The following is a 24,046-nucleotide window of genomic DNA, read 5'->3' on the forward strand; positions in this document are numbered from 1 at the left end:
TTAGGCTACCAGGCTATAGTTTTAGCCGTAAATAAATAGCTCGGTAGCCGTTCCTTATAGACAAAATGGATATGAAAATTGATACACCAAATACCGTAAAATCATCAGTTTTGGTTCCAGAGCTAAAGAAAAAAAAGGTCAGACGTAATTGGCTCTCTTGGCTAATTGCTCTTTGTCTTTTGGGTGGAATTGGCTATGCCGTTTATTACCAAGTAACGGTTGCTCCCCGTCAAGAAGCCAGACGCAGAGTGCTGACAAGACCTGTAGAAAGGCAGAGTTTAACAATCACAGTTTCAGCGAACGGAACGGTGAAACCTGAGCGGTCAATCAACCTTAGCCCGAAAAATTCCGGCATCTTGAAAACTCTCTTGGTGAAGGAAGGAGATATCGTCAAACAAGGACAGATTGTCGCTTACATGGATGATTCCAACCTCCGGGGGCAACTTACCTCCGCTCAAGGACAATTGGCACAAGCCGAGGCAAATTTGCAAAAAGCGATCGCAGGTAATCGTCCTCAAGATATTGCCCAAGCACAGGGAGTATTAGACGAAGCCGAAGCGAATTTGCAAAAAGCGATCGCAGGTAATCGCTCTCAAGATATTGCCCAAGCACAGGCACGCTTGCAAAGCGCTCAAGCCACCCTTCGCCAAGCAGAAGATGATTTTGCTCGCAATCAGCAACTTTACAATGCAGGTGGTATTTCCCTTCAGACTCTTAACCAAAACCGTGCCACTCGCGACAGTGCCCAAGCCAGTGTAAATGAAGCACAGCAAGCACTGGGGCTGCAAAAAGCTGGGTCACGTCCAGAAGACATCGAGCAAGCACGAGCTGTAGTGAAGCAGAGACAGCAAGCTTTGGCACTTTTGAAAGCCGGAACGCGCCAAGAAGATATTGACGCAGCCCGCGCCCAGGTAACATCGGCTCGTGGTTCGCTGCAAAACATCCAAGCCGAAATCAACGACACGATCATTCGCGCCCCCTTTGAGGGTGTAGTGACAAAGAAATATGCTGATCCAGGCGCTTTTGTGACACCTACAACTGCCAGTAGTGAAGTAGCTTCTTCTTCTTCTTCTTCAATCTTGGCTCTCGCTTCCACAAATGAAGTTGTCGCCAATTTAGCGGAAACAAATATTTCCAAAATCAGCCTTGGGCAAAAAGTCTCGATTAAAGCAGATGCCTACCCAGGAAAAACTTTTGAAGGTAAAGTCAGCCAAATTGCTGCCCAAGCAATAGTAGAGCAAAACGTTACCAGTTTTGAAGTGAGAGTATCACTTTCAGATCCTCAAAGACTACTGCGGTCTGGGATGAATGCAGAAGTAGATTTTCAAGTCGGTCAAGTTCAAAATGTTTTAGTAGTGCCAACAGCCTCAGTGGTACGCCAAGAAAATGCTACAGGCGTGTTTGTGCAAGGAAAAAATCACAGACCTGTGTTCACTCGCATTGAGACCGGCGTCACCGCGAATAACTTTACCGAAGTTAAATCTGGATTGACAGGAGACGAAAGGGTGTTGCTCAGTTTCCCACCAGGATCGCGTCCGCAATCAACACCAAGAGGAGGAGTTTTCCCTGGTCTAGGTGGTGGTGGAGCTGGAGGAGGAGGCGGAAGAGGAGCAGGTGGCGGCGGAGGTCGTTCTGGCGGCGGTTCTGGCGGTGGTGGTCGTTCTCAAGGCGGTGGTTCCCCTTAAAGTTAGTTTTAAATAGAAGAATTATGTTTAAGATATTTAAGGGCTTTTACAAAGCGAAGAATACCCGCACAGTACCATTGCTGGAAATCTTGACAATGGCAGCGGAGACTCTGTGGAGTAACAAATTACGCACAGGTCTAACTATGTTGGGCGTGATTATTGGGATTTCTTCAGTTATTGCCATTACTTCTGTGGGTCAGGGAGTACAAAAGGGAGTTGAGCAACAGATCCAAGCATTAGGTACAGATGTGATCCAAATCTTGGCGGGTGCGGCAAGAAGCGGGAATGTTCGTCAAGGAGTAGGTTCTAGCAGTACTTTGACTTGGGAAGATGCGAAAGCGATCGCGACACAAGCGCCATCAGCACAGATGGTTTCTGCTTATCTTCAACGGACTGCTCAAGTTGTCTATGCCGGACAGAACACTTCAACAACCATTTATGGCACTGATTTGAACTACCCAGAAGTCAGAAATACTCACCCCCAACAAGGGAGATATTTTACTCAAGAAGAACTAGATACTGCCGCACAGCTTGCCATTCTTGGTCCGACAGTTCAAAAAACACTCTTTGCACAAGGTGTAAATCCGATCGGTGAGAGAATTCGGATTCAGGGAGAGGCTTATGAAGTAATTGGGGTGATGGAACCTAAAGGCGCTCAGGGGCCGATGGATCGAGATGACCAGATTTTTATTCCTCTAACTAGTATGTCGAAGAGACTAGTTGGAAATAATGCCCTGGTAGGCGTTTCTGTAAGTGGAATTTTAGTCAAAGGTGCGAACCAAGAGCAGTTAGAAGCCGCTCAGTTTCAAGTTACCAATCTCTTACGGCTGCGTCATAACATTTATCCGCCACAAGCTGATGATTTTCGGCTGACTAATCAAGCTGATATTGTTAGTACCTTTACTAGTATTGTGGGTTTATTTACAGTCATGGTGGTAGCGATCGCTGGAATTTCTCTGGTAGTTGGTGGCATTGGTATTGCCAACATTATGCTAGTTTCTGTGGTCGAGCGGACGCGGGAAATCGGAATCCGCAAAGCTGTAGGAGCGACTAATTCAGCAATACTGAATCAATTTTTAGCGGAAGCGATCGTGATTTCCATTGTCGGCGGATGTATTGGAATGGTCACTGGTATTGTATTAGCCTTTGTGGCTGCAAACAGTTTCAAATTTCCCTTTGTAATTTCTTTATTGTCAATCATTGCTGGCTTTGGACTCTCATTAACTGTTGGCTTAATCGCTGGCGTAATTCCAGCACGTAACGCTGCAAAATTAGATCCAATTACTGCTTTAAGAAGCGACTAAATAATCCAAAAAAAGAAAATTTAAAAATTAAAAGCTTCTCTTAAAACAGGTGAATATATGCAACTTGAACTAGACCATATCTTTGTCTGTGTTGAACCAGAAGCACCAACAGCAGATTTACTAACTGCTTTTGGACTCACAGAAGGTAGTCGGAGAATTCATCAAGGTCAAGGGACTGCAAATGTTTGCTTTTTCTTTGACAATGCTTATCTTGAGTTACTTTGGCTTTTTGACGCTAACGAAATCCAGTCTCCTCTTGTTCGCCCTACAGGTTTGTGGTCACGCTGCCGTTGGCAGGAAACACAAGCTTGTCCTTTTGGCATTTCATTCCGGCGAACAGCATCTAATTTACAAGAGATACCATTTCCTACTTGGGATTACCATGCAAAATATCGGACACCAGAAGCTTCTATTGCGATCGCAACCAATAGTGACAATTTATCAGAACCCTTGATTTTTATTTCACCCACAACTAAAAAACCTAGAAATTTACCTTTAGAACGGCGACCTCCTTTAGTTCATCAAGTTGGATTTAAAGAAATTACAGCATTACAAGTTACCTTACCCGGTGTTCAAAAATTTTCTGCTGAAGTGAGAACGCTAATTGAGCTTGGATTAGTGCAATTTTCACATGGCAACTTTTACCAATTAGAAATAGAGTTTGATAACGCCAATGAAGGTAATTCACAATATTTTGGCTCGCAGCTACCAATTGTAATTAGATGGTGATTATGGTATTTGATTACAGTAAGTACATTTTATTTATTGAATAAGTTTTATATTTTAATATTACTGCTTATTTGCAAATAACCTAAAAACTAATTTTTAATTATTTGCAGGTGATAAAATCAATGTAACTTTTGAAAAATTAGCAAACAACAACCAATAATTTATCAAGTAAAAATCAATATGCCAACAATGATTTGGATGGAATCTATTACCAAAACCTATCATTTGGGAGAAGTTAGTGTCCCCATACTCAAGGGAATTGAACTCTCTATTGAAGAAGGAGAATACGTCTCAATTATGGGTGCGTCAGGTTCGGGTAAATCGACGCTGATGAATATTTTGGGATGTCTAGATCGTCCCACAACTGGAGACTATATTTTTGAAGGCAGAAACCTGACGACTTTTGACGATGATGAATTAGCCTATATCCGCAACCAAAGGATAGGTTTTGTGTTCCAACAATTTAACCTATTGGCGCGGGCAACAGCGTTAGAAAACGTCATGTTGCCAATGGTTTACGCTAACTTGCCTAAGCCAAAACGCCGAGAAAGGGCATTAGAAGCCTTAGAAAGGGTAGGATTAGGGGGACGTATAGCTAACCGTCCTAGTCAACTCTCTGGCGGACAACAACAACGAGTAGCGATCGCTCGTGCTTTGGTCAACCGACCTGCATTAGTTTTGGCAGATGAGCCGACAGGAGCTTTAGATACTGAAACTTCCCATGAGGTGATGGGTTTACTGACTGAACTTAATGACCAAGGGATCACGATTGTGATTGTCACTCATGAACCAGATATCGCTGCTCAAACCAGAAGGATTATTCGAGTTCAGGATGGTTTGATTGTCGGCTAATTTGTTAAGATTAACCTTTTGAGGAGGAATTTAAGATTAAAACCATTGTCAGGTCAATCAGGATGAAAACTTTTGATTATATCCTCAAAAAACCTAATTAATGACTATATCTAGATTATGAATTTCAGTTTATTCTTCGTGCATTCTGCCTGGATTACTGTCGCGTTCGTGATTCTTTTTCCAACTTTAGTAAGTGCAGCAACTCCGCCAAAAGTACAGAATTCTTCAAGCTCTGTACAAGTTCCCGATCGCCTCAACCCCAATCCCAATCCTCTCCAATTTCCTACCAAACCGGAGGAAGTAAGGATTCAGGAAACTGTGCCAATCAGTTTGGCACAAGCTTTGGAACTAGCAAAACGCAACAATCGAGACTTACAGGTAGCTATATTACAGCTAGAACGCAGTCGTTCGGCGCTCCGCGAGGCTCAAGCTGCCTTGTTTCCTAGTCTTGGTCTTGACAGTAGTGTGACTAATAGTGGTAATGGTTTTAAGAACACTCCATCTCAAGCCAGCACCACTTTTAATGGTTCAGCACAACTGAATTACAATCTTTATACTTCTGGGAACCGACAAGCGACTATTCGAGCCGCAGAGGAACAGCTACGGGTAGATCAATTAAATGTTGAAAGTCAGTCTTTGACAATTAGCTTGAATGCCACAACTCAATACTACGATTTGCAACAAGCAGATCAAGAAGTTAGAATTAATCAGTCTGCTGTGATAAATGCCCAGGCTAGTTTACGGGATACTCAAGCCAGAGAACAGGCTGGAGTAGGTACGCGGTTCGATGTGCTGCAAGCTCAGGTGAATTTAGCAAACGCCCAACAACAACTGACTAATGCAATCTCACAGCAGCAAATTGCCCGTCGTCAGCTTGCCACGTCGTTAAGTTTGTCACAGTCAGTTAATATCACTGCCTCAGACCCTGTACAGTTAGCGGGTCTTTGGCCGCAGACGGTAGAACAAAGTATTGTCCAAGCGTTTCAAAATCGTCCAGAGTTGCAACAGTATTTGGCACAACGTAATATTTCCGAGCAACAGCGGCGACAGGCACTTTCACAGCTAGGGCCACAAGTTAGTTTGGCAGGAAACTACAATCTGCTAGATCGGTATAACGATGGCGCGAGCATTACTGATGGTTATTCAGTAGGACTCCAAGGAAATCTAACTTTATTTGATGGCGGAGCAGCAAAAGCGCGTGCAGATCAGTCAAGAGCTAATATTGCGATCGCAGAGACTCAATTTGCTACCCAGCGCGACCAAATTCGCTTTGATGTAGAACAGTATTATGCTCGATTGCAATCCAATTTAAATAATGTGCAGACTTCTAGTGTGGCTTTAAATCAAGCCAGAGAAGCTCTGAATTTAGCAAGGTTGAGGTTCCAAGCTGGTGTGGGCACTCAAACAGAGGTAATTGATGCTGAAAATGACCTGACAAGAGCAGAAGGTAATCGAGTTGAAGCTATTTTGGATTACAATCGCGCTCTAGCTAATTTACAAAGATCAGTCACTTCCAGGGCTTCGCGCTAAGGTCAAATCATTAAAGAAAAGTTTGTTTAGTAGAGCATTTCATTAATTCGCTACGAATTAATGAAAGGCAATACTTTGCATTGTTAATGCGTCGGCTTGCATTGTTCACAAAGACAATCTAGCGACCTGCTGGGGAGGGAACAACGCGATGCAAGTAACCCTCTTGTGTCACTCTCCGAAAACTTTTGCCATTTCTAAAGTCTAGAGCTTTTGTACAGAAAGCGTAGGCGTAGCCCGCCGCAGGCATCGCCAGATTTTTTTCTAATAATAAATACAAGCACCAAGTTTTTGTAATAGGATAGCTTGTATTGAATGACTGGTAAAGCTTCTAGAGATTGCCCTCTCGGAAAGTGACAAAAGAGGGATAATAATTTATGTATTTATAAGCGAATGTTTGAGAATGAAAATTCGTAATGCTTTCGTCACGTTAACGATTTGTCTATTGTTAGTACTCACAACTACTTTCTTGGTGAATATGCAGAAAGTTTCAGCGCAACCCATAACGGATTGTCGCAAAATTGTGACAGGCACTTATCTGGTGACAGTAACTGTATCTGGTAACTTCGATAAGTTTCCTAGTATTGTAACGTTCACACAAGATGGTAACTATTTTGCCACTAGCTCAAACCAAAGTAGTGTTGCCTCTGTGCCCTCCTATGGTAATATACAGGGCAGGTGGAAGTGTACCTCTTCTACAGAGATTACCACTACGGCATTCAACTTTGATTACCCAACAGCGACATTGCCTGGCACAATTAGCAGAACCGATCTTCATGCGACATTTGATCCGAAAAATGGGGTAGTGCAAGCAACAGCAACACTGAAGTCGTTCGCTCTAAACGCAAATCCGCTCAATGATGATGCCCCAGTAGCAAGGACGTTCACTTTCACGGGGCAACGTGTAAAACCTTGACTTAATAGACTACAGGCAATCTAGAGGAAACCTTTACCCCTATACTGTTGCCTTGGATGCAAACACTTTCAAATGAAAAACTCCGTAGCTTTTGTAAAGGCAGAAAAAGGGTCAAGGGCTGAATAGCACTAAGCTGAACTTTCCCCGGTGCAAATGTACTAAACAGCCCTTAAAGCTTTGCTAGGCAATGAATCTAGCTCTTGATGCAAATATCTGCTCCAAAATTTGTATAAAAAGTTGAAAAATCAACGTTAGATATTTAGCATGAATCTCTGTGTTGGTCGTAATGCAATAGTCATACCGAGTTGCGTTCAAAAATATTAGTTTTGCCAGGCAGGGGGAGAAATACTACATATGATTGCAAATTGGTATCAGATTCGTAAACTTCAAGCTTTAACCAATTTGACTGTTGCAGTTCTTAAAGTAGTTGAATTTACAAGCGAAGATGTGATGACCGAAAACGAAAAGGATACAAGCCCCATTATTTATTTATGGGGATCATTAATTTTGAATTTTGAATTTTGAATTCGGAGCGAAGCGACGTGACTCAATATGACTATATTGTGATTGGTGCGGGTTCGGCAGGCTGCGTTGTTGCCAACCGGATGACAGAAGACGGTGAAACAACCGTGTTATTACTCGAAGCTGGCAAAGAGGATACTAAACCAGAGATTCAAATCCCGTTAGAATACCCCAAACTATACGGTTCGGAGATGGACTGGGGATATTTCTCTGAGCCAGAACCGTACCTGAATAACCGCAAAATCTTTTGTCCCCGTGGCAAAGTCTTGGGTGGTAGCAGTTCAATTAACTCTATGGTTTATATCCGCGGCAATCATCACGATTATGACCACTGGCAGGAATTGGGGAATTCTGGTTGGTCGTACCAAGATGTATTGCCCTATTTCAAGAAATCTGAGAACCAGCAACGCGGTGCCGACACATACCACGGAGTTGATGGTAAGTTGAGCGTCACCGATCTTCAAGCGCCTGCTACGGTATCTAAACGATTTGTAGAAGCAGCCGTGGCAATCGGATATAACCACAATCCTGATTTCAATGGGGTACAGCAAGAAGGTGCGGGACTTTATCAGTTAACAGTCAAGGATGGTAAACGTCACAGTGCTGCGGCAGCCTTTCTGGTGCCAATTCTCAAGCATCCCAATTTAACAACGATCACAGGAGCATTAGTGACTCGGTTGTTGTTTGAGGGAAATTGCACTGTTGGGGTGGAATATATGCAACATGGTCAGCTGCACCAAGCCAGGGTGAACAAAGAAGTGATTTTAAGTGCTGGTGCATTCGATTCGCCCAAGCTGCTGATGCTTTCCGGCATTGGCGATGCAGAACACCTGCAAGCAATGGGAATTCCTGTTGTCGTTGATTTGCCAGGTGTCGGTCAAAACCTCCAAGACCACTTTCTCGTTCCTGTGGCACACCAGGCAATTCAAGAGTTTCACCCAGCAATAACCAGTAATGGTGGCGCAGAAGCCGGATTGTTTTTGCATACACAGAGTAATCAGGATGCTGCACCAGATTTACAGTTTTTCTTCGGTTCAATTCTGTGGGGAGTTCCTACCTCTACCGATTATGGTATGGGATTCACGGTGACGGTGAGTCCGACTCATCCCCAAAACATTGGTAGTGTCAGTTTGTCCTCGCCTGACCCCAAAGACCCACCGATTATTCGGATTAACTTTCTGCAAAGTCAATCCGATATGCAAAAGGTGATTGAAGGAGTTAAAATAATGCGCCAATTGTTTGATACAAATGCCTTTGATCAGTTTCGAGGAGAGGAAGTCGGTCCCGGTGCAGAGGTGACTAGCGATGAAGCACTCATCGATTACATTCGCTCAGTTTGCATTACGGGGTATCATCCTGTCGGCACCTGCAAAATGGGAACTGACCCAATGGCGGTTGTCGATCCCGAACTCCGGGTACATGGGGTTGAGGGGTTACGGGTTGTTGATGCATCGATCATGCCAACTCTGGTCGGGGGCAATACGAACGCGCCCACGATTATGATCGGCGAAAAAGCAGCCGATTTAATAAAAGCCCCTCTTCGCGTTTGACAGCAAGTAGCTTCAGCAATGGCAAACTAACTCGCTGGCGCGATCGCCTAAAGATAACGATGATTCACAAAACAGAGATTCAGGAAACGCTCAACCGGGATTCCAGGGATCTAGCTTTTCAAAAGACTCAAGGAGGCCTCAAAGCAAAGCTTTACCTTGTCCTCGAACATTATGGACACACGATAAAGTTGCCTAAATGCATCTAAGCTTAGAACGACTATGGAGTAGTAATTACGGCTACTGGGCAATGGGCCTTACTCAGAATTGTATCGACTCTATGACCGAAGAAAACGCGACCTGTAACCATTCGGATACTACTCCCTAGAAGAATTAAGTCAACTTCCTCAGTTTGGGCAAACTTGAGGATTTCCCTTTCTGGGCTGCTTCCTTGAAGAATATAGGTTTTGACATCAGCACCCAGATTGCGGCCCATTTCTGCTTGCTGTTCGAGCATATCGTGAGCAATTTCCTTCACTGGAGCTAGCGATCGCTGTTCGTAAAGAATATACTCAACCTGTGGCAAATTAATCACGTTAACGATCATCACTAATGCCCCGGTTTGAGCAGCGATTGTACTTGCCATCTCTACGGCATTTTTGCTATATTCTGTCCCCACCGTTGGCACTAGAATCTTGTTCAGCTGTTGTTGATCGATTTTGCAAATCTTGCCTTTCGGTTGGGGTAGATGCGACTTCACTACCATTGTTGCACAAGGCGCTTCTTGGACAACCCGATCGACAAGCAAATTGAACAATGCTTTCTGGGGGCTTATCTGTTCAGAAGCTCCTAGTACGATTAAGTCATAGTTTTTGTTTGCTTCATTTAAAATTACCTCCGCTTTATTACGCCCAGACTCTGTTTTTGTTTGCAGGGTGGTATCAGCAGGTAACTGCATTTCCTCAGTCACAGCAGCCAGAGCTTGCTCGGCGGCGGTATCTTTAACCTGGGTTGCTGCCATCCGGCGGGTTCTGCTTTGAGGTTGCTTATCACTCAGAGCATATAGAGATGTAACTTCTATCGAGTTTTGGTGAGCCATGTAACCGACTAGTTGCGCCGCGAGTTGGATGTTGGGGCCACCACTAGTAGGTATCAAGACACGCTGGATTTGCTTGATAAAGCTGCGGCTATCCTGTTCTTCTTGTTCCAAACGTCGAGCTTCCTCTTCACTCATAACGACTTTTGATAAAGTCCAGCGCAACAGGGGTGGAGCCATTAAGGAAGTGGCGATCGCTACCATGACAATAATCGAGTACATCTGGGGATTCAGCACTCCCAAAGATAAACCAATCGTGGCAACGACAATTTCCATCGCCCCGCGAGCATTCATCCCAGAACCCATTGCCAAACCTTCCCAATGGCTCAAGCCACCAACGCGAGAACCAAGGTAAGCACCTGTAAATTTACCAACACAGGCAACAACGAGAACAATCAAGCCAAATAGCAACGTTTCAGGGACTAACAGAGCTAGTAAGTTAACTTTCAAGCCCGCTGAAGCAAAGAAAATTGGCGCTAGAAAGCCTGCTGTGAAGACTTCTAACATGTGTCCAGCTTCATTGCTAAAGCGGCGAGATTGACCTGCTAGAATTCCTAGCACGAAAGCACCTAATGCTGCTTCTAGACCTAATGCGTGGGTAAGTGCTGCTGCCGAGAGCGAAAGAATCAGTACAACCGATATACTAGCGGAGATTCCACCAACATAGTCATCAACCCAGCGCAATATCTGGTCTACAATGGTACGCCCAATTGTAAAGGCAATGGCTAGAAACAATATAGCCGCACTCACGGAATGGAAAATAGTTCCAAAGTCAAATTTGCCACTACTAGCTAAACCTGAAACCACAGAGAGTAAAATCCAGCCGATGGTGTCGTCAGTCATACCAGCAGCTAAGGTGACTTGACCAATGTCACGGCGAATCAGGTTTAAGTCCATCAGCACCTTAGCAATCACTGGTATTGCCGAAATACTCATTGCTGTGGCGATGAACAGACTGAATACTAGTCGTTTTTCTGGCTCGGCTAAAAAATTATCTGGCAATAGCCAGCCCAGTCCAAATCCGGTAATAAACGGGACAATAATTCCACCTAGTGAAATCAAAAGAGCCGTTTTACCCTTACGAAGAATCAGCTTGAGATCCGTCTCCAACCCAGTCACAATCAGCAAAAATAACACGCCTAACCAAGAAATTACCGAAAGTAAATTAGACTGTTCTTGACTTTTGGGAAAGATGTGCGCCTCTAAGTCTGGAAGGAGCAAACCAAATAGAGAAGGGCCAAGCAGTACACCCGCTAATAATTCCCCAACAACAGGCGGTAGATTAATCCGACGCATCAACTCACCTAATCCCCGCGCTACTAGAAGCAATAGTGACAGTTGCACCAACACCAATAGCAGTTCGTGATGACCAAGAGGTTTAATTAAACCGTCACCTGCTGCTTTTTGTGCAGCGAGTACAGGCACTAATATTAGGGACAGGTTTTGCATATAAGCGTCCAAAGGTTGGATTACAAATTTTAAAAGGGGCTGTTTCAAGTAAATCTGAAAACGTTTACTTCTACATCGGTCTAGGAGATTAAATTGTGATTGTAATTATTAATGGCAAGATTATCATGTGCGATCGCCTGAAGCTGTCAGTTTGCCATCAACTTATTTTCGAGCGCGAACAAACAACTTTGTAGTGTCTTGCCAAAGATTTTGATCAGTTGCTAGTTTCTCAATTTCTGTATTGTACTCAACTTCCAACTGATTTAATTGTTCTTGTGATAATTTTGACAACAAAGGATTACCTTTAAAATTTATATTAATTGCTGTCCAAGATAATCTGTTATCCCTAAGAGGGCGATAACGTCCTGATGGCTCAATCTTAATTTCGATATCTCTAAAACCTACCTGATTGAGCAAATTCCGACATTTTTCTGGAGTCCCCAGTGGTTCAAGGATATGTGGTAATGATTCGCCCAAAACTCTAGTGCAGATTCTCTGTTGAAGAGATGCCATATAGGCAGTTTCAGGAGGACAGGTGAATGCCACAAATCCTCCAGGTTTCAAAAAGCGATACCACTTTTTTAAAACAGCAATTATATCAGGAAACAGTACAATTGCCTCACAGCAAAAGACAATATCAAAACTACTATCACTAAAGTTGAAATATTCTGCATCTGCCTCAATCAACTCGATATTTTGTAATCTTGCTGCGGCAATTTTTTGTCTTGCTTGATACAACATTTCAGGGGTCATGTCAATTCCAATTACATAGCCCTCTGAACCAACTTTTTGGGCTGCGGGTATCGCAACTAAACCTGTTCCAGTCGCCACATCAAGGATTTTCTGTCCCGAATGTAAGGGAACAAATTCTAGTAAAAGTTTGGCATCTAGAGGATGGCGAGTACCTTCCTCATAGTCATAAGTCGTTCTACTACCATAAAATTCTCTTAGTTGCTGCTTATAACTATCTCGATCAGTCATAATCAAATGTCAAATTTTCTCCACTTTATAGTAACTCTTGTTGCGATCTTGAGTTGTTCGCTGCTGAACCCAACCCTGACAGCACAAGCCGCGACTGGTGCAATCGCTGTTTACGAACAGCGTTTTATCCATAGTCCAGATGGTATTGGCAAATACTACATGGGGCGCGAAATCGCCAAAGTTATGGGATACACTGGCGCTGGTTGGCTAGAACGTCCAAGTCGAGAGGGAGAAGAACAACCAAGTAAGGTAGTCAACGTCCTCAATCTCAAACCTAATGATGTGGTGGCGGATATTGGCGCTGGAACAGGTTACTTAAGCTTTCGCATTGCACCGCTATTAACAGCAGGCAAAGTGTTGGCTGTAGATGTTCAGCCAGAAATGTTGGAAATCATTGAGTTATTCAAAAAAGAGAAAAATATCACCAATGTTGAGCCGATTTTGGCAACCCTTACTGACCCCAACTTACCATCTGAAAGTATCGATTTCGCCTTGATGGTGGATGCTTATCATGAACTTGAGTATCCCCAAGAAGTGATGCAAGGAATTGTGAAAGCACTTAAACCAGGTGGGAAGGTGGTGCTGGTTGAGTATCGGGGTGAAAATCCCTTTATTATGATTAAACGTCTGCACAAAATGACTCAAAAGCAAGTCTGTAAAGAAATGCAAGTTGTTGGTTTGGTTTGGCGGGAAACTAAAAACTTGTTACCTCAACAGCATTTAATGGTGTTTGAGAAACCCGATCAAACTTAGGCAGTACATCACAAGAAAAATATGTACCAAGCCATAATAAAGTAAGACTCCTTGCCAGAGCAGAAAATCATGGTCAACCTATCACTCAAGCAGCGAATTCCTCATTTAGAAAATGGCGATCGCCTTACTCGCTACGAATTTGAGCGACGCTATCAAGCAATGCCCCGTCATCAAAAGGCAGAATTAATTGAAGGAGTTGTATACTTGGCATCCCCATTGCGCTTTGAAAGTCATGCTGAACCACATGGCCATCTAATAGGTTGGTTATGGACTTACCAAATTGCCACTCCCGGTGTGAGATTGGGAATTGAGCCAACAGTCCGCTTAGATCGAGACAATGAACCGCAACCAGATGGAGTGCTATTAATCACACCAACAGCTAAAGGACAATCTCGTTTCAGCAATGATGATTATATAGAAGGTGCGCCAGAACTGGTAATAGAGATAGCAGCTAGCAGTGTTGCTATTGATTTACATGACAAGAAAAAAGTTTATGGTCGTAATGGAGTAAAAGAATATATTGTTTGGCAAATATTTGAAAACAAATTAGATTGGTTTAGCCTGCAACAAGGAGAATATGTCTCTTTAGAAGTGGATGTAGATGGAATTATCAAAAGTCAAGTATTTCCTGGTTTGTGGTTGTCAATGTCAAATTTACTTACTGGCAATATGCAGCAAGTCTTAGCTGTATTACAGTTGGGATTAAGTTCGCCAAAACATCAAAGATTTGTGCAGCAGTTGTCTAGTTATAATTCAGAAGTCAGAATTCAGGAATCATAATAGTTAAAAAATCAGGAAAACATCAGTCTATTTTTTGATGAATGAGACTGGCGCTTTTGGTTGCACTATCCCAAACAATCCAATTAAGAGAATTATCTAAATCATCGGGGCTATTTGAAACTTTGAAATATAGCTTTTCTTCGCCTTTTCTTTCAATAGCAAAGTCGGCATTTTGAGCATAAACGACTATAAAGCCTTTGTCTCGCAAACAATACATCGCCCAGGCTTTCAATGATTGCTTGTATGGTTCATGTGGAATTGGTGGTTTTGTAATTGTGTCTTCAATTACTTTAAATATTTGCGTGAGTTTAGCGGTCATAGTAAATTAAGTTGTGTTTTTAAAAGTCAGGGTAAAGGTGATTCGCCGCTACACATAAGAAAAGATTGAGGTTTTTAAACTCACAGAGGTGGGTTCTGTTTGTATAGATGCAGTTTCCAAGCGTCGATTTAACTGTGCATCTCTAACATCTGTTCTATCCATTCGAGCATTTTCAAATATTATTATCCCCAAATTTTTTTCATATTTAGTACAAAATCAAGTAAAACACTTTCTCCAGAAATAGTTTGAGTTGATTTTAAAACTTCCACATCTTGTTCAGGACGATAAATTTCTACTTTCTGTTTTTTCCGATTTATTAGCCAACCTAAACAACACCCAGTTGACATATACTCATGCATTTTTACTTGAACTTTTTTCAAAGTGTCAGATGGTGACATTATTTCAATCACAAAATCAGGACATAAAGGAATAAATTTTTCTCTTTGTTCTTTTGTCAAACTATCCCAACGAGATTTTTCCACCCAAGAAACATCAGGAGAACGGTCAGCACCATTTGGTAAAGTAAATCCAGTGGAAGAATCAAAAACTTCACCTAGTTGCTTTTGTTCATTCCATGATGCTAATTGCAGAATTAAATTAACGTTACTTCTTGCAGTTTCTCCTCCCGTCGGTGGCATTATGACTAGTTCTCCTTGGGCATTGCGTTCTAGTTGTAAATCGGGGTTTTCTTCACACAACTGATAAAACTGCTCTCTTGTCAGTTTCAGAATTGAATTCAGGTTTAATGTCAGTGCTGTCATAGAAGTATTTCCCTTTTTTATTGACAAATAATTATTTAATAGACATCTGGATCGCAACGAATTTCAATCATAAAGCCATCTGGATCGTAAAAATACACTCCTCTACCAGTAGGACGAGTGACTGGGCCATGTGCGATCGCTATTTTATTTTCTCTGATCGCTGTCACCGCGCGATCAAATAACTGCGGATCAATGTCAAAGGCTAGATGGTAAGCCCTGGTGAAGGTCTTTTCTGGATTGGGATCTGGTGGTGATAATTCTGGTTCCCCAAATAAATCTAGAATTGTACCATCGGGAGTGATGAAGTTGGCTACTTTCCCAGATGCGACTAGTTCCACTAGGGTTGCGGGTACTTCGTCGCCTGTGAGTTCGTGCAAACCCAGGATTGTGCCATAAAAATAGCGCGAGGCTTGCATATCCTTGACGTTGAGGGCAATGTGATGTACTCTACGCAGACTTCCTGGCGCAATAACACTGTTCAAGGATTGGGTGCTGGATAGCATAATTAACAAAATCTCAATACTCAGATAGAAGTTGAACTTTTTTTTAAAGTTTACTATTGCTAATAAAAATTTATCATGGCTTTTGATTATTCTTTAGACTTTAAAAATATTGATTTTCGCCAACATCCTGAACTCTACCGTGTTGGCAAGGGTGAGCAGGGTGTACTTTTGGTTGAACCATACAAATCAGAAATTCTTCCTTATTGGCAATTCAAAACTCCAGATATTGCTAGAGAGTCGAGTGAAAAAATCTACGAGATTTTTCTTGATTATTTAGAAAAAGATGATTTTGTCGGCGCGGATATGGCACGTAAGTTTATTCAAATGGGTTATACTCGCTCTCGCCGTTATGCTAATCATAAAAGCGGCAGGAAGTATAAACAGAATTCGGAAGATTCAGGTGACAAAAAAGAGATTCTTCCCTATGAAGTAGACTCAGTTAAAGCCGAATCAGCAGCAATATTTAAAGCAAAGTGGATAGAAGCAAAGACAAATGAGAAATATCAAGAGCTTTTAGCCAAACATAAACAGATGTATGAAGTAGATTAGTAACTTTCGTAGGGTGCGTTACTTTGCTAACGCACCCTTCAAGATATTTTTGGTACGTTAGCAACAGCTAACGCACCTTACCAAACAGCTAATGAGTCTTTGATACTCGTGAATGAGTCTTTGATACTCGTAAATGAGTCTTTGATACTCGCTGACGAGTCTTTTATACTCGTGAATGAGTCTTTGATACTCGTGAATGAGTCTTTGATACTCGCTGACGAGTCTTTTATGCTCGTGAATGAGTCTAGAGGACTGATTTCAGAAACTTTTTACATTGTCGCTGATTAATTAAGAGTGATGCGATCGCATCTTTTCTCTCAGCAATCCAAAAATAATCATGCCCAGTATTACTAAATACGGCATGACCTGTGATTTCTCGCTTTAATTTCTTAGGCAGGCATTTATCAAGCAGCACTTTCACAAGAAGATAATACCTTTTTCAGGGCTAGCTTGAGAAACGCTGTTGCCTGTGCGCGGCTCACAGTGGGAAAATCTTCTAGAAAGTCATCAAGGCGATCGCCTGCTTCGAGATAATCAACCAATGTTTGTACTGCTACGCGAGTTCCGTAGAAAACTGGTGTACCAGAAAGGATGTCGGGAGAACTCTGTATTAGTTGAGGTTCCATATCGCATCTGGCAGTGTGATATTGAAGGATTGCATAAGCTGGTTACATTGTTAGCGATTAATTTAAGAGTAACGCGATCGCATCTCTCTTATCTTCATCGCGTCTCCTCTCTGGACAAGCCAACAAAAATCATTAAGATTAACTTGATCGCACTTCTTCCCTTTATCCACCCATTGAAACTTGACTGGAGTCAAACAACCACCCATCGCTGACAATCTCCTCTAGGCGTTGATTGAGTCGGGGAAGGAAATATTCTGGATCATTTAGCCGTTGCTGGACAAACCAAGTCTCAAATGCTTCTTGCGTCTCAATTCCTTGTCCCCCTACCGCCCCTGCTATCATCTCAATACTACGCTCTTGGAGTTCCTTTAACTGCGGATGATCTTTACCTCGGCGGCTGCAAAAGAACATTGCTGTTATTCCTAGTAAAGCTTTTAGTTCATCGCCTTGAGGCACTGCATTATATAAAATACGGATTAGGTTAATGGTACTTGCTAAGGGCGCTTGAATTCTCAGCATCAGCCAGATTGCTTGATTCAGATAAACCAAACCGTTGCTTTCAGCCGTTACGCCTAAGTTACCCAGAACTGTCACTAAATCACCATAAGCCCGTATTTGTGCAAGTGTGGAAGCAAGTTGCTTCCAGAGTGTGATCGCTTTTGGGATGTCCCCTTGTTGGGCGATTACCTGAGCCATGTTGTTGAGGGTAGTGGCTTTGCCTTTGACATCGCCAATCTGCTCAGATATTTCCAAAGATTGCTCCCAGAGTGCGATTGCTTTTGGGATGTCCCCTTGTTGGGCGATTACCTGAGCCATGTTGTTGAGGGCAGCAGCTTTGCCTTGGACATCGCCAATCTGCTCCTTTATTTCCAAGGATTGCTCGTAGAGTGCGATCGCTTTTGGAATGTCCCCTTGTTGAGCAATTACCAGAGCCATGTTGCTGAGGGTAGTGGCTTTGCCTTGGACATCGCCAATCTGTTCCTTTATTTTCAAGGATTGCTCGTAGAGTGCGATCGCTTTTGGGATGTCCCCTTGTTGAGCGATTACCTGAGCCATGTTGCTGAGGGTAGTGGCTTTGCCTTGGACATCGCCAATCCGCTCAGATATTTCTAAGGATTGTTCGTAGAGCGCGAGCGCTCTTGCTATGTTCCCTTGGTCGGCAATTACGTGAGCCATGTTGTTGAGGGTGATGGCTTTACTAGCGACATCGCTAATCCGCTCAGATATTTCCAAACTTTGTTGCAACAACTCAAGTGCTCTTTCAATATCTCCTCTTTGGGCAATGACCAACGCCATGTCTTGAATAGTTGCCACTTTGCCTTTAAGATTGCCAATACTTTCTTTAATTTCCAAAGATTGCTGCCACAAATCAAGCGCTCTTTCAATGTCTCCTTGTCGGTAAGTTAGCCATGCTATTTCATGGAGGGTAGCGGCTTTGCCAGCAACATAATTGATACGTTCATATATGTCCAAAGATTCCTGCAACAAGTCAAGCGCTCTTTCAATATCTCCTTGTTGGGCAATTACCCTTGCTATATCATTGAGAATTGAGGCTTTGCCATTGATATTGCCAATACGTTCATTAATTTTTAAAGATTGCTCCCACAAATCAATCGCTCTTTCAATATCTCCTTGTCGGTAAATTAGCCATCCCCTTTCATGTAGAGTTCCGGCTTTGCAAATGTCGTCTTCTTTAGGGCAAAGGTTTAAGGCTTGCTGAGAATGAGCAAGCGCCTCTTCAAAAAAACCCAAAACCCCTTCTACATGAGCAATGGCTCCTAAGATACGGTAGTCTTGGAAGACCGCCAGCACTTGCTCACATAAATCAAAAGCTTCCACAAACCGGGAATTGTTTACCCAATTGTTTGCAATCCTATGCCCAATACCGACAGCAATTTCCTGCTCTTTTACCAGCAGTCCCAACCGGATAATTTCCAGTGCTTCTGCTTCCGTGGGTTCTTCATTCTCATCCCACCAAGCTTGATGGATTTTCCTCACCGCTTGTTGTCGCGTTGCTTGCCATTCTTCCTCACTCAACACTGGTTCTAACAACGGTTCTAAAATTGTCGTCACCCGATAATTAGCTGGCTGGTTGGGGTGAGTCGTGGCGGACTCGACTAGGCTAAGGCTGGTTAGCTTGCCCAAAACTGCCAATTCCTCAACGGTAGAAATTGCCCTGACAATATCCTCCATTACAGGCAAATGAAACACACTCAACCGTGCAAGAAACTTTTGTTCTTTCGGTTCCAAAGCATCCAGCAGAGTTTGTGCTAAGACATTTTCACGGAATTTCTGCTCAGTCTCCTCCAAACGATTCAATAATTCATCCCCTGCTATTTCTGGCTGCTGAATCACCTCTAATAGCCACTTCAGCAACCGGGGATTACCATCAGCAATGTGAATAATTCGCTGAGTTCTTAACTGCTGCCTAACTTCTTTATCTAAGGGAAAGCAGATTTTATCAATATCACTGCTGCTCATCCCTGCCAAAGATTCCAAATGCAGACGATGAGGTGGCAAAGTGTCTTCTTTCAAATAGCGACAGGTGACAATCAGCCGACTTTCTGCCCCGGTTTCTGCCAATGCCGCACAAATCGCCTCTAAAATTTCGTAAGCTTCTGCCGTCATCCGCAGTGAGCCATCTTCAATGTTAGCTATGGGGATGTTCTGCTCAAAGTCATCCAGCACCAACAGTAAGGGTTGGTTGTGTTCTTTTTCTATTGCTGCAAAAAAGTTTTGCAACCGCCCTTTAAGAGACACCTTTGGTTCATTCAAAAGTGCTGGCACATCTGCAAACCGCTCATACTTATTAGAAAGCTTATTCAGCAAACTCGACTCATCCAGAGGGCCAATCAACACGACTCGCGCAAAATTGTCACGCTGCGTCTGCACCCGCGTACATAACCGCGCCGCCAGGGTACTTTTGCCCAATCCGCCCATCCCAGCAATAAACACCCCGATTTGGTCGCTGGTTTCCCGCAGAGCTTTGAGACACCGTTGCAAAGGTCGTCTGCGTCCGACAAATTCAAACCGACTGGCAACTTTAACTAGATTATTCTCATCGAGAAATTCTTGCTCTGGCGCTGCGAACATCAGCCTTTCACGATTTTTTGTTCTCAGAGGTGTCACCAGTTCTGCAATGGGGCGCGTATCCCGATACATCCGCAACAGATGCCAGTCGGTGCATTCTTGGTCAATCATCTCCTGCTGCGCCGCTTTCACCGCTTCTTCAACAGTTGCCCCCGTCGCCAAAGCTTGATAAAGTGCCTGTGCTGCTACAATACCCGTGCGGTCAAACACCGGACGCGCCCAGCCTAAAACTATACCTGCCCCCGCTTTCACCAATGCCTGCGCCATTGAGGGTACTGTCCCCTTGTTAGGAACCTGTCCCGTATGACAACCAGAGAGAAAAGTTACACGAGGCCAGCGTCCTCGAAAAGCTCTAGCTAAATCATTGACGGTAGTTAGTTGCATATTTCCCACTTCATCTTCAGTGATGAAGCAGGGGGTATTGTCTATCAGCGTTACACCTTTTGGCAGCAAATAGCCGTAGCTTTGTTGGGTATAAATTATCCCGTGTCCTGTGAGGTGAAATACATCAAAATAGTCTTCTGGGTAGGATTTTACCAAATTGGCTAACTCTGCAACCGAGCCACTTTCCTCAACAATCAACGCCAAAGGCTGATCCTTAGTTGCTTGCAAAATGTTCGCTTCTTCCTGCTCAAACCCCAGTGGCGGAACTCTCGAATCTTCAGGAGATGTCGCCATAAACAGCAACCGCAAGGGGCGATTTTGCACACCAATCACTTGGGTTTGACGCTGCTGCACAGAACGCACTGGTAAGACGGAAATATTTTGACGTTGCAGTAAAAACCCTGCACCATCATGCAGCAATTCCCAAGGCAAATGTGCCAATCCCAAGGCCATCCGTTCTGTTTCCAGGTTCAACCCCTGCGCTTCGCTGGTTTTAATCAAATCTAGATGAATCGTTTGCTCATCCGCCTCATCCAGCGCCCTTCTCAGCCATCCCTCTTTACCATCGAGCCATTGATAAAGTTGCCGTCCCAACTGGGTGAGATAGGGTAAGCTATCTTTTTGTTGAGGATAGTAATTTTGCTCACACAAATCAATCAGCGCTACCAACGCTGTTTTATCCAAAGAACGTGAGCCATAATCACAGCGCAGTTCAAAAGTTTGCTGTTGACTGAGGGCGAAGGCAAAGTTTAAGGGCATGGCTTGAAGTCATAGATTACACAGTAACCTCCACCGTATTATCAGTGAATTCAATCGTCAACAAAGCCAATGCCTTAATGGTTATCGCCGATATTCGTCGCCGCAATCACCAATTAGCTGGTACAAATCGCGTGATTGGCGAGATACTGCATTGATGCGATCGCGATCGTCAGCATCTAAATTAAAACTAAATACTTTGGCGTTATCTTCTATATGTTCAGATACCCCAAGTCTGGCACCAACTATCACACCGCCCACAGTTGGCCGATCTAAAATGTAACGCACTGCCACGTTAGAAATGCTTACACTATGCTTATTAGCAATTTCCTTTAAAATAGCCAGCAACTCTTGAAATAATTGCCAACCACCCCAAGCATCGATCATATTTTTATATTTTTTCAAACTAGCAGTAGATAGATCAAATCCTCGCGGTTCCGGTTTACCCACATAGTTTTCTGATAACAAACCGCCGCAAAGTGTACCGTAAGTAAAAAGTTTTATATCATGCTGTTGACAAAACTCCACCATATTAACTTCAGGACGGCGGTCAATAAGGGAAAATTGCACTTGGTTAGAAACAATTTTGATACCTGCTTCAGTAATAATCTTCAAGTTTTTCGTATCAAAATTAGTTAAACCTAGATGTTTAATTTTACCTTCAGTCTGAAGTTCTGCCATATATTTGAGGGCATCCAGGTAATTTTTATCCTGATATTCCCACCAATGGAATTGTATTAAATCTAAAGATTGTACATTCATCCTTCTCAAGGAAATATTAATATTTTCCTCGACGAGTTTTTTCGTCATTTTGCCTGGACGAGGCACCCATTTTGTAAAAGCTTGCACCTGAGATAAAGCATCTTTACCACGAGTATCAATTAGTTGACAGCGAAACTCACCAATAAAATCTTCTGCAGGACCATAATGATCTGCTAAATCCCAAGTAGTAAAGCCAGTATCTACATATTTGAACATAGTCTCAATAGCGGCTTGGGGATTTATTCGTCCATGTGCGCCGGAGACTTGCCACATCCCGTTTAATATGCGACAGATGTTCAAATCGGGAGTAAATTGGAGACGACTAGCTGCGGGTAAGTTCATTTTCTATTTGTGAGTGAAAAGTTAGGAATAGGAAGACTTAACAATTACTAATAGATAAATCATAACTGATAATTCCTAATTCCTAACTTCTAAAGTACAGACGCGATTAATCGCGTCTCTTCCAACTCCTAACTTTTTAACGCCAGCCTTTTTCAGCTTGTTCAAGAACGTAAGCAGCAACGTCTTTAATTTGCTGTTCTCTGAGACGTTCTTTGTAGGCTGGCATATTATTTTTACCATTGGTAACTATAGATGTAACTGCCTCTATTGAATCCATACCATACTTTTTCAAGGCTGACTTTTTAAGATTTTTACCTCGCCGAATTATGTTGCTGCCATTGATATGACAACCAGCACAATGAACACTAAATATTTGTTCGCTGTTAACTGTATCTGCGGCACTAGCAGGTAAAGTAAAAGTACTGATTAATAATAAACATATTACTAATATTAATGTAAGTAGTTTTTTCAATTAACTTCTCCAGATTTAGACATACTAGTTGCAGGCATAAGTATCAAAACCAATACTAGAGGGATTCAAAGTCAGTTGTAAATCCGGCAAAATTTGCACAATCTTCTTGAAAAGCTTCGGCATCGCTAACATCCTCAATTTTATAAGACATGATGCGCGTACCATCTGGCATTTTTTTGGAACCAATCAATTCGCCTTGATATTTCTGGGTGATCGCTTTAAATTCAGTACCATAAATCTTCCAGGCATCACCCGAACAAGTAATATTTACTTGCCACATATTTTACTCCCAATTACTACCACTAAATATTCATCATCTCACAAATTGGCAACATCTTACACATCACCTCTTTGGGGCTAGAATTTTCTATCTAAAGGAAGTACCGAGCCAGATCGGGCTACGCCATAATGTGGATGTAAGAACATTTCTAGAAAATTTTATCCCAATTAGTTAAATTCTACGAGTTGAAAATGCCTAACAATATCAAGCAACAAATTCAAGCCGACTTGCAACAAGCAAAAGAAACTGGACAATTAAGAACTGAGCGGATTCGAGAAATAGTAAAATCCGCAGTTTCTCAAGTAGCTTCTGAGTTTAAACAAGGTTCTAGTGAAGTTCGTAGCATTGTGAAAGATGCAGTTTCTGCTGTAATTGAAAACTTCCAAGAAAAAGGCAGCGAACTTAAAGATGAAGTGACAGCTTCCATTGAAGGAGCACTGGAAGGAATTAATAGCAAAAGACACGAAAGCATTGCTCAAACTCAAACAGATATAAAAAGGCTACAAGCTCAACTTGATGGTGAAGAAGAACAACTCCAGCAAGAGGTTGATGTAATTTTGGCAGAAATTGAAGAGACGGGTAAGGAAAAACCAGCTAGTACCAAAACTGCCATTGATTCTGCTATTGATGCTATTAAAGATAGTGAAGAAGTAGGATTGTTAAAGAAACGTTACGCGCAACTGCAAGCGCAGCTAGCCATTGTCCGAGCTAATATGGCTGCACGCTATGGCGGACGTAATATGGAAGTTCAAGATTATCTAGACGAGGCTAAACACTGGTATGATAAAGCTCGTCCCCAAGCAGAGTCTGTAGTTGTACAGGTAGAAGAGAAGCGATCGCAACTAGAAGATAAACTGGGTGAAGCTGGTACATCTCTAGCAAAGAAAGAGCGTCAAATCAAACAAACCTTGAGAGAGTTACTTTTAACGGCGGCTGACTTATTCAAAGATAAGGAACCTAAAGACAAGGAACTTGCTGTTAAAGAACGTGAGACTATTCAGAAATAGACTGCTTTGGCATTTAATTGATTTAGAAAAAATAGGGTGGGGAATTCTCACCCTATTTTGTTGAAACAAAGGACTTTTAAATTAGCTCTCCTTCTCCCAATTGTATAAGAAAGT

The 24,046-nt window shown here is 42.7% G+C and carries 23 protein-coding genes; 12 read left to right on the top strand and 11 right to left on the bottom strand.

The genetic code is table 11. The annotated features are described in order from the left end of the window. Positions 1-71: 71 nt before the first annotated feature. From V7K56_RS15965 to V7K56_RS16000, 8 genes are all read left to right on the top strand, one after another. Positions 72-1,685 (top strand): efflux RND transporter periplasmic adaptor subunit, encoded by a 1,614-nt coding sequence (locus V7K56_RS15965; protein ID WP_334911855.1) that lies wholly within the window; start codon positions 72-74, stop codon positions 1,683-1,685. A gap of 23 nt (positions 1,686-1,708) precedes the next feature. Further along, positions 1,709-2,989 (top strand): ABC transporter permease, encoded by a 1,281-nt coding sequence (locus V7K56_RS15970; RefSeq protein WP_442940062.1) that lies wholly within the window; start codon positions 1,709-1,711, stop codon positions 2,987-2,989. A gap of 57 nt (positions 2,990-3,046) precedes the next feature. Further along, positions 3,047-3,718 carry a VOC family protein gene (locus V7K56_RS15975; RefSeq protein WP_334911856.1) on the top strand — a complete coding sequence of 224 codons (672 nt, stop codon included), beginning with the start codon at positions 3,047-3,049 and terminating at the stop codon, positions 3,716-3,718. A gap of 180 nt (positions 3,719-3,898) precedes the next feature. Then, a complete protein-coding gene (locus V7K56_RS15980) occupies positions 3,899-4,570 on the top strand; it encodes an ABC transporter ATP-binding protein (RefSeq protein ID WP_334911857.1) in 672 nt (223 codons plus the stop codon). A gap of 117 nt (positions 4,571-4,687) precedes the next feature. Further along, on the top strand, positions 4,688-6,100 hold the full coding sequence (locus V7K56_RS15985; protein ID WP_334911858.1) for a TolC family protein: 1,413 nt from the start codon (positions 4,688-4,690) through the stop codon (positions 6,098-6,100). Positions 6,101-6,500: 400 nt separating this feature from the next. After that, on the top strand, positions 6,501-7,013 hold the full coding sequence (locus tag V7K56_RS15990) for a hypothetical protein (RefSeq protein ID WP_334911859.1): 513 nt from the start codon (positions 6,501-6,503) through the stop codon (positions 7,011-7,013). 354 nt (positions 7,014-7,367) lie between these two features. Continuing rightward, positions 7,368-7,538: a hypothetical protein gene (locus V7K56_RS15995; protein WP_334911860.1), complete on the top strand. Its 171-nt coding sequence runs from the start codon at positions 7,368-7,370 to the stop codon at positions 7,536-7,538. Positions 7,539-7,555: 17 nt separating this feature from the next. After that, a complete protein-coding gene (locus V7K56_RS16000) occupies positions 7,556-9,085 on the top strand; it encodes a GMC family oxidoreductase (RefSeq protein ID WP_334911861.1) in 1,530 nt (509 codons plus the stop codon). A 217-nt stretch (positions 9,086-9,302) separates the two neighbouring features. Here the strand turns inward: V7K56_RS16000 and V7K56_RS16005 are convergent, their stop codons facing one another. Both V7K56_RS16005 and V7K56_RS16010 read right to left on the bottom strand, forming a co-directional pair. After that, on the bottom strand, positions 9,303-11,567 hold the full coding sequence (locus V7K56_RS16005; protein ID WP_334911862.1) for a cation:proton antiporter domain-containing protein: 2,265 nt from the start codon (positions 11,565-11,567) through the stop codon (positions 9,303-9,305). Between the two features lie 162 nt (positions 11,568-11,729). Next, positions 11,730-12,548, bottom strand: a complete 819-nt coding sequence (locus V7K56_RS16010) for a class I SAM-dependent methyltransferase (RefSeq protein WP_334911863.1) — start codon at positions 12,546-12,548, stop codon at positions 11,730-11,732. A gap of 6 nt (positions 12,549-12,554) precedes the next feature. Between V7K56_RS16010 and V7K56_RS16015 the strand changes: the two genes are divergently transcribed. Both V7K56_RS16015 and V7K56_RS16020 read left to right on the top strand, forming a co-directional pair. Beyond that, entirely contained in the window at positions 12,555-13,301 is a 747-nt protein-coding gene (locus V7K56_RS16015) for a class I SAM-dependent methyltransferase (RefSeq protein WP_334911864.1), read from the top strand. A gap of 69 nt (positions 13,302-13,370) precedes the next feature. Continuing rightward, positions 13,371-14,081, top strand: coding sequence for a Uma2 family endonuclease (locus tag V7K56_RS16020; protein ID WP_334911865.1), 711 nt, complete (start codon positions 13,371-13,373; stop codon positions 14,079-14,081). A gap of 22 nt (positions 14,082-14,103) precedes the next feature. On the opposite strand, the gene V7K56_RS16025 is transcribed toward V7K56_RS16020, so the two are convergent. The 3 genes from V7K56_RS16025 to V7K56_RS16035 form a co-directional block, all read right to left on the bottom strand. Beyond that, the gene (locus V7K56_RS16025; protein ID WP_334911866.1) at positions 14,104-14,400 is read right to left on the bottom strand and encodes a hypothetical protein; all 297 of its coding nucleotides are present in this window, start codon (positions 14,398-14,400) and stop codon (positions 14,104-14,106) included. 182 nt (positions 14,401-14,582) lie between these two features. Further along, positions 14,583-15,161, bottom strand: coding sequence for a Uma2 family endonuclease (locus tag V7K56_RS16030; protein WP_334911867.1), 579 nt, complete (start codon positions 15,159-15,161; stop codon positions 14,583-14,585). A gap of 35 nt (positions 15,162-15,196) precedes the next feature. Then, entirely contained in the window at positions 15,197-15,664 is a 468-nt protein-coding gene (locus tag V7K56_RS16035; protein ID WP_334911868.1) for a VOC family protein, read from the bottom strand. Positions 15,665-15,739: 75 nt separating this feature from the next. Between V7K56_RS16035 and V7K56_RS16040 the strand changes: the two genes are divergently transcribed. Beyond that, complete coding sequence (locus tag V7K56_RS16040) at positions 15,740-16,213, top strand: DUF4385 domain-containing protein (RefSeq protein WP_334911869.1); 474 nt, start codon at positions 15,740-15,742, stop codon at positions 16,211-16,213. A 244-nt stretch (positions 16,214-16,457) separates the two neighbouring features. Here V7K56_RS16040 and V7K56_RS16045 read toward each other — a convergent pair whose 3' ends face one another. The 6 genes from V7K56_RS16045 to V7K56_RS16070 form a co-directional block, all read right to left on the bottom strand. Beyond that, a complete protein-coding gene (locus V7K56_RS16045; protein ID WP_334911870.1) occupies positions 16,458-16,634 on the bottom strand; it encodes a hypothetical protein in 177 nt (58 codons plus the stop codon). Further along, positions 16,618-16,839 (bottom strand): DUF433 domain-containing protein, encoded by a 222-nt coding sequence (locus tag V7K56_RS16050; protein WP_334911871.1) that lies wholly within the window; start codon positions 16,837-16,839, stop codon positions 16,618-16,620. Before V7K56_RS16050 ends, V7K56_RS16045 begins: the two co-directional genes overlap by 17 nt. A 162-nt stretch (positions 16,840-17,001) precedes the next feature. Next, positions 17,002-21,072 (bottom strand): tetratricopeptide repeat protein, encoded by a 4,071-nt coding sequence (locus V7K56_RS16055; protein WP_334911872.1) that lies wholly within the window; start codon positions 21,070-21,072, stop codon positions 17,002-17,004. Between the two features lie 81 nt (positions 21,073-21,153). Beyond that, positions 21,154-22,173, bottom strand: a complete 1,020-nt coding sequence (locus tag V7K56_RS16060; protein WP_334911873.1) for an aldo/keto reductase — start codon at positions 22,171-22,173, stop codon at positions 21,154-21,156. Between the two features lie 136 nt (positions 22,174-22,309). Continuing rightward, complete coding sequence (gene petJ, locus V7K56_RS16065) at positions 22,310-22,645, bottom strand: cytochrome c6 PetJ (RefSeq protein ID WP_334911874.1); 336 nt, start codon at positions 22,643-22,645, stop codon at positions 22,310-22,312. A gap of 55 nt (positions 22,646-22,700) precedes the next feature. Then, positions 22,701-22,925: a hypothetical protein gene (locus V7K56_RS16070; RefSeq protein ID WP_334911875.1), complete on the bottom strand. Its 225-nt coding sequence runs from the start codon at positions 22,923-22,925 to the stop codon at positions 22,701-22,703. 191 nt (positions 22,926-23,116) lie between these two features. Here V7K56_RS16070 and V7K56_RS16075 point away from each other — a divergent pair, with 191 nt between their 5' ends. Further along, on the top strand, positions 23,117-23,932 hold the full coding sequence (locus tag V7K56_RS16075) for a histidine kinase (RefSeq protein WP_334911876.1): 816 nt from the start codon (positions 23,117-23,119) through the stop codon (positions 23,930-23,932). Positions 23,933-24,046 lie beyond the last annotated feature (114 nt).

Origin of the sequence: Nostoc sp. (assembly GCF_036917535.1) — a bacterium.
Lineage (GTDB): Bacteria > Cyanobacteriota > Cyanobacteriia > Cyanobacteriales > Nostocaceae > Nostoc.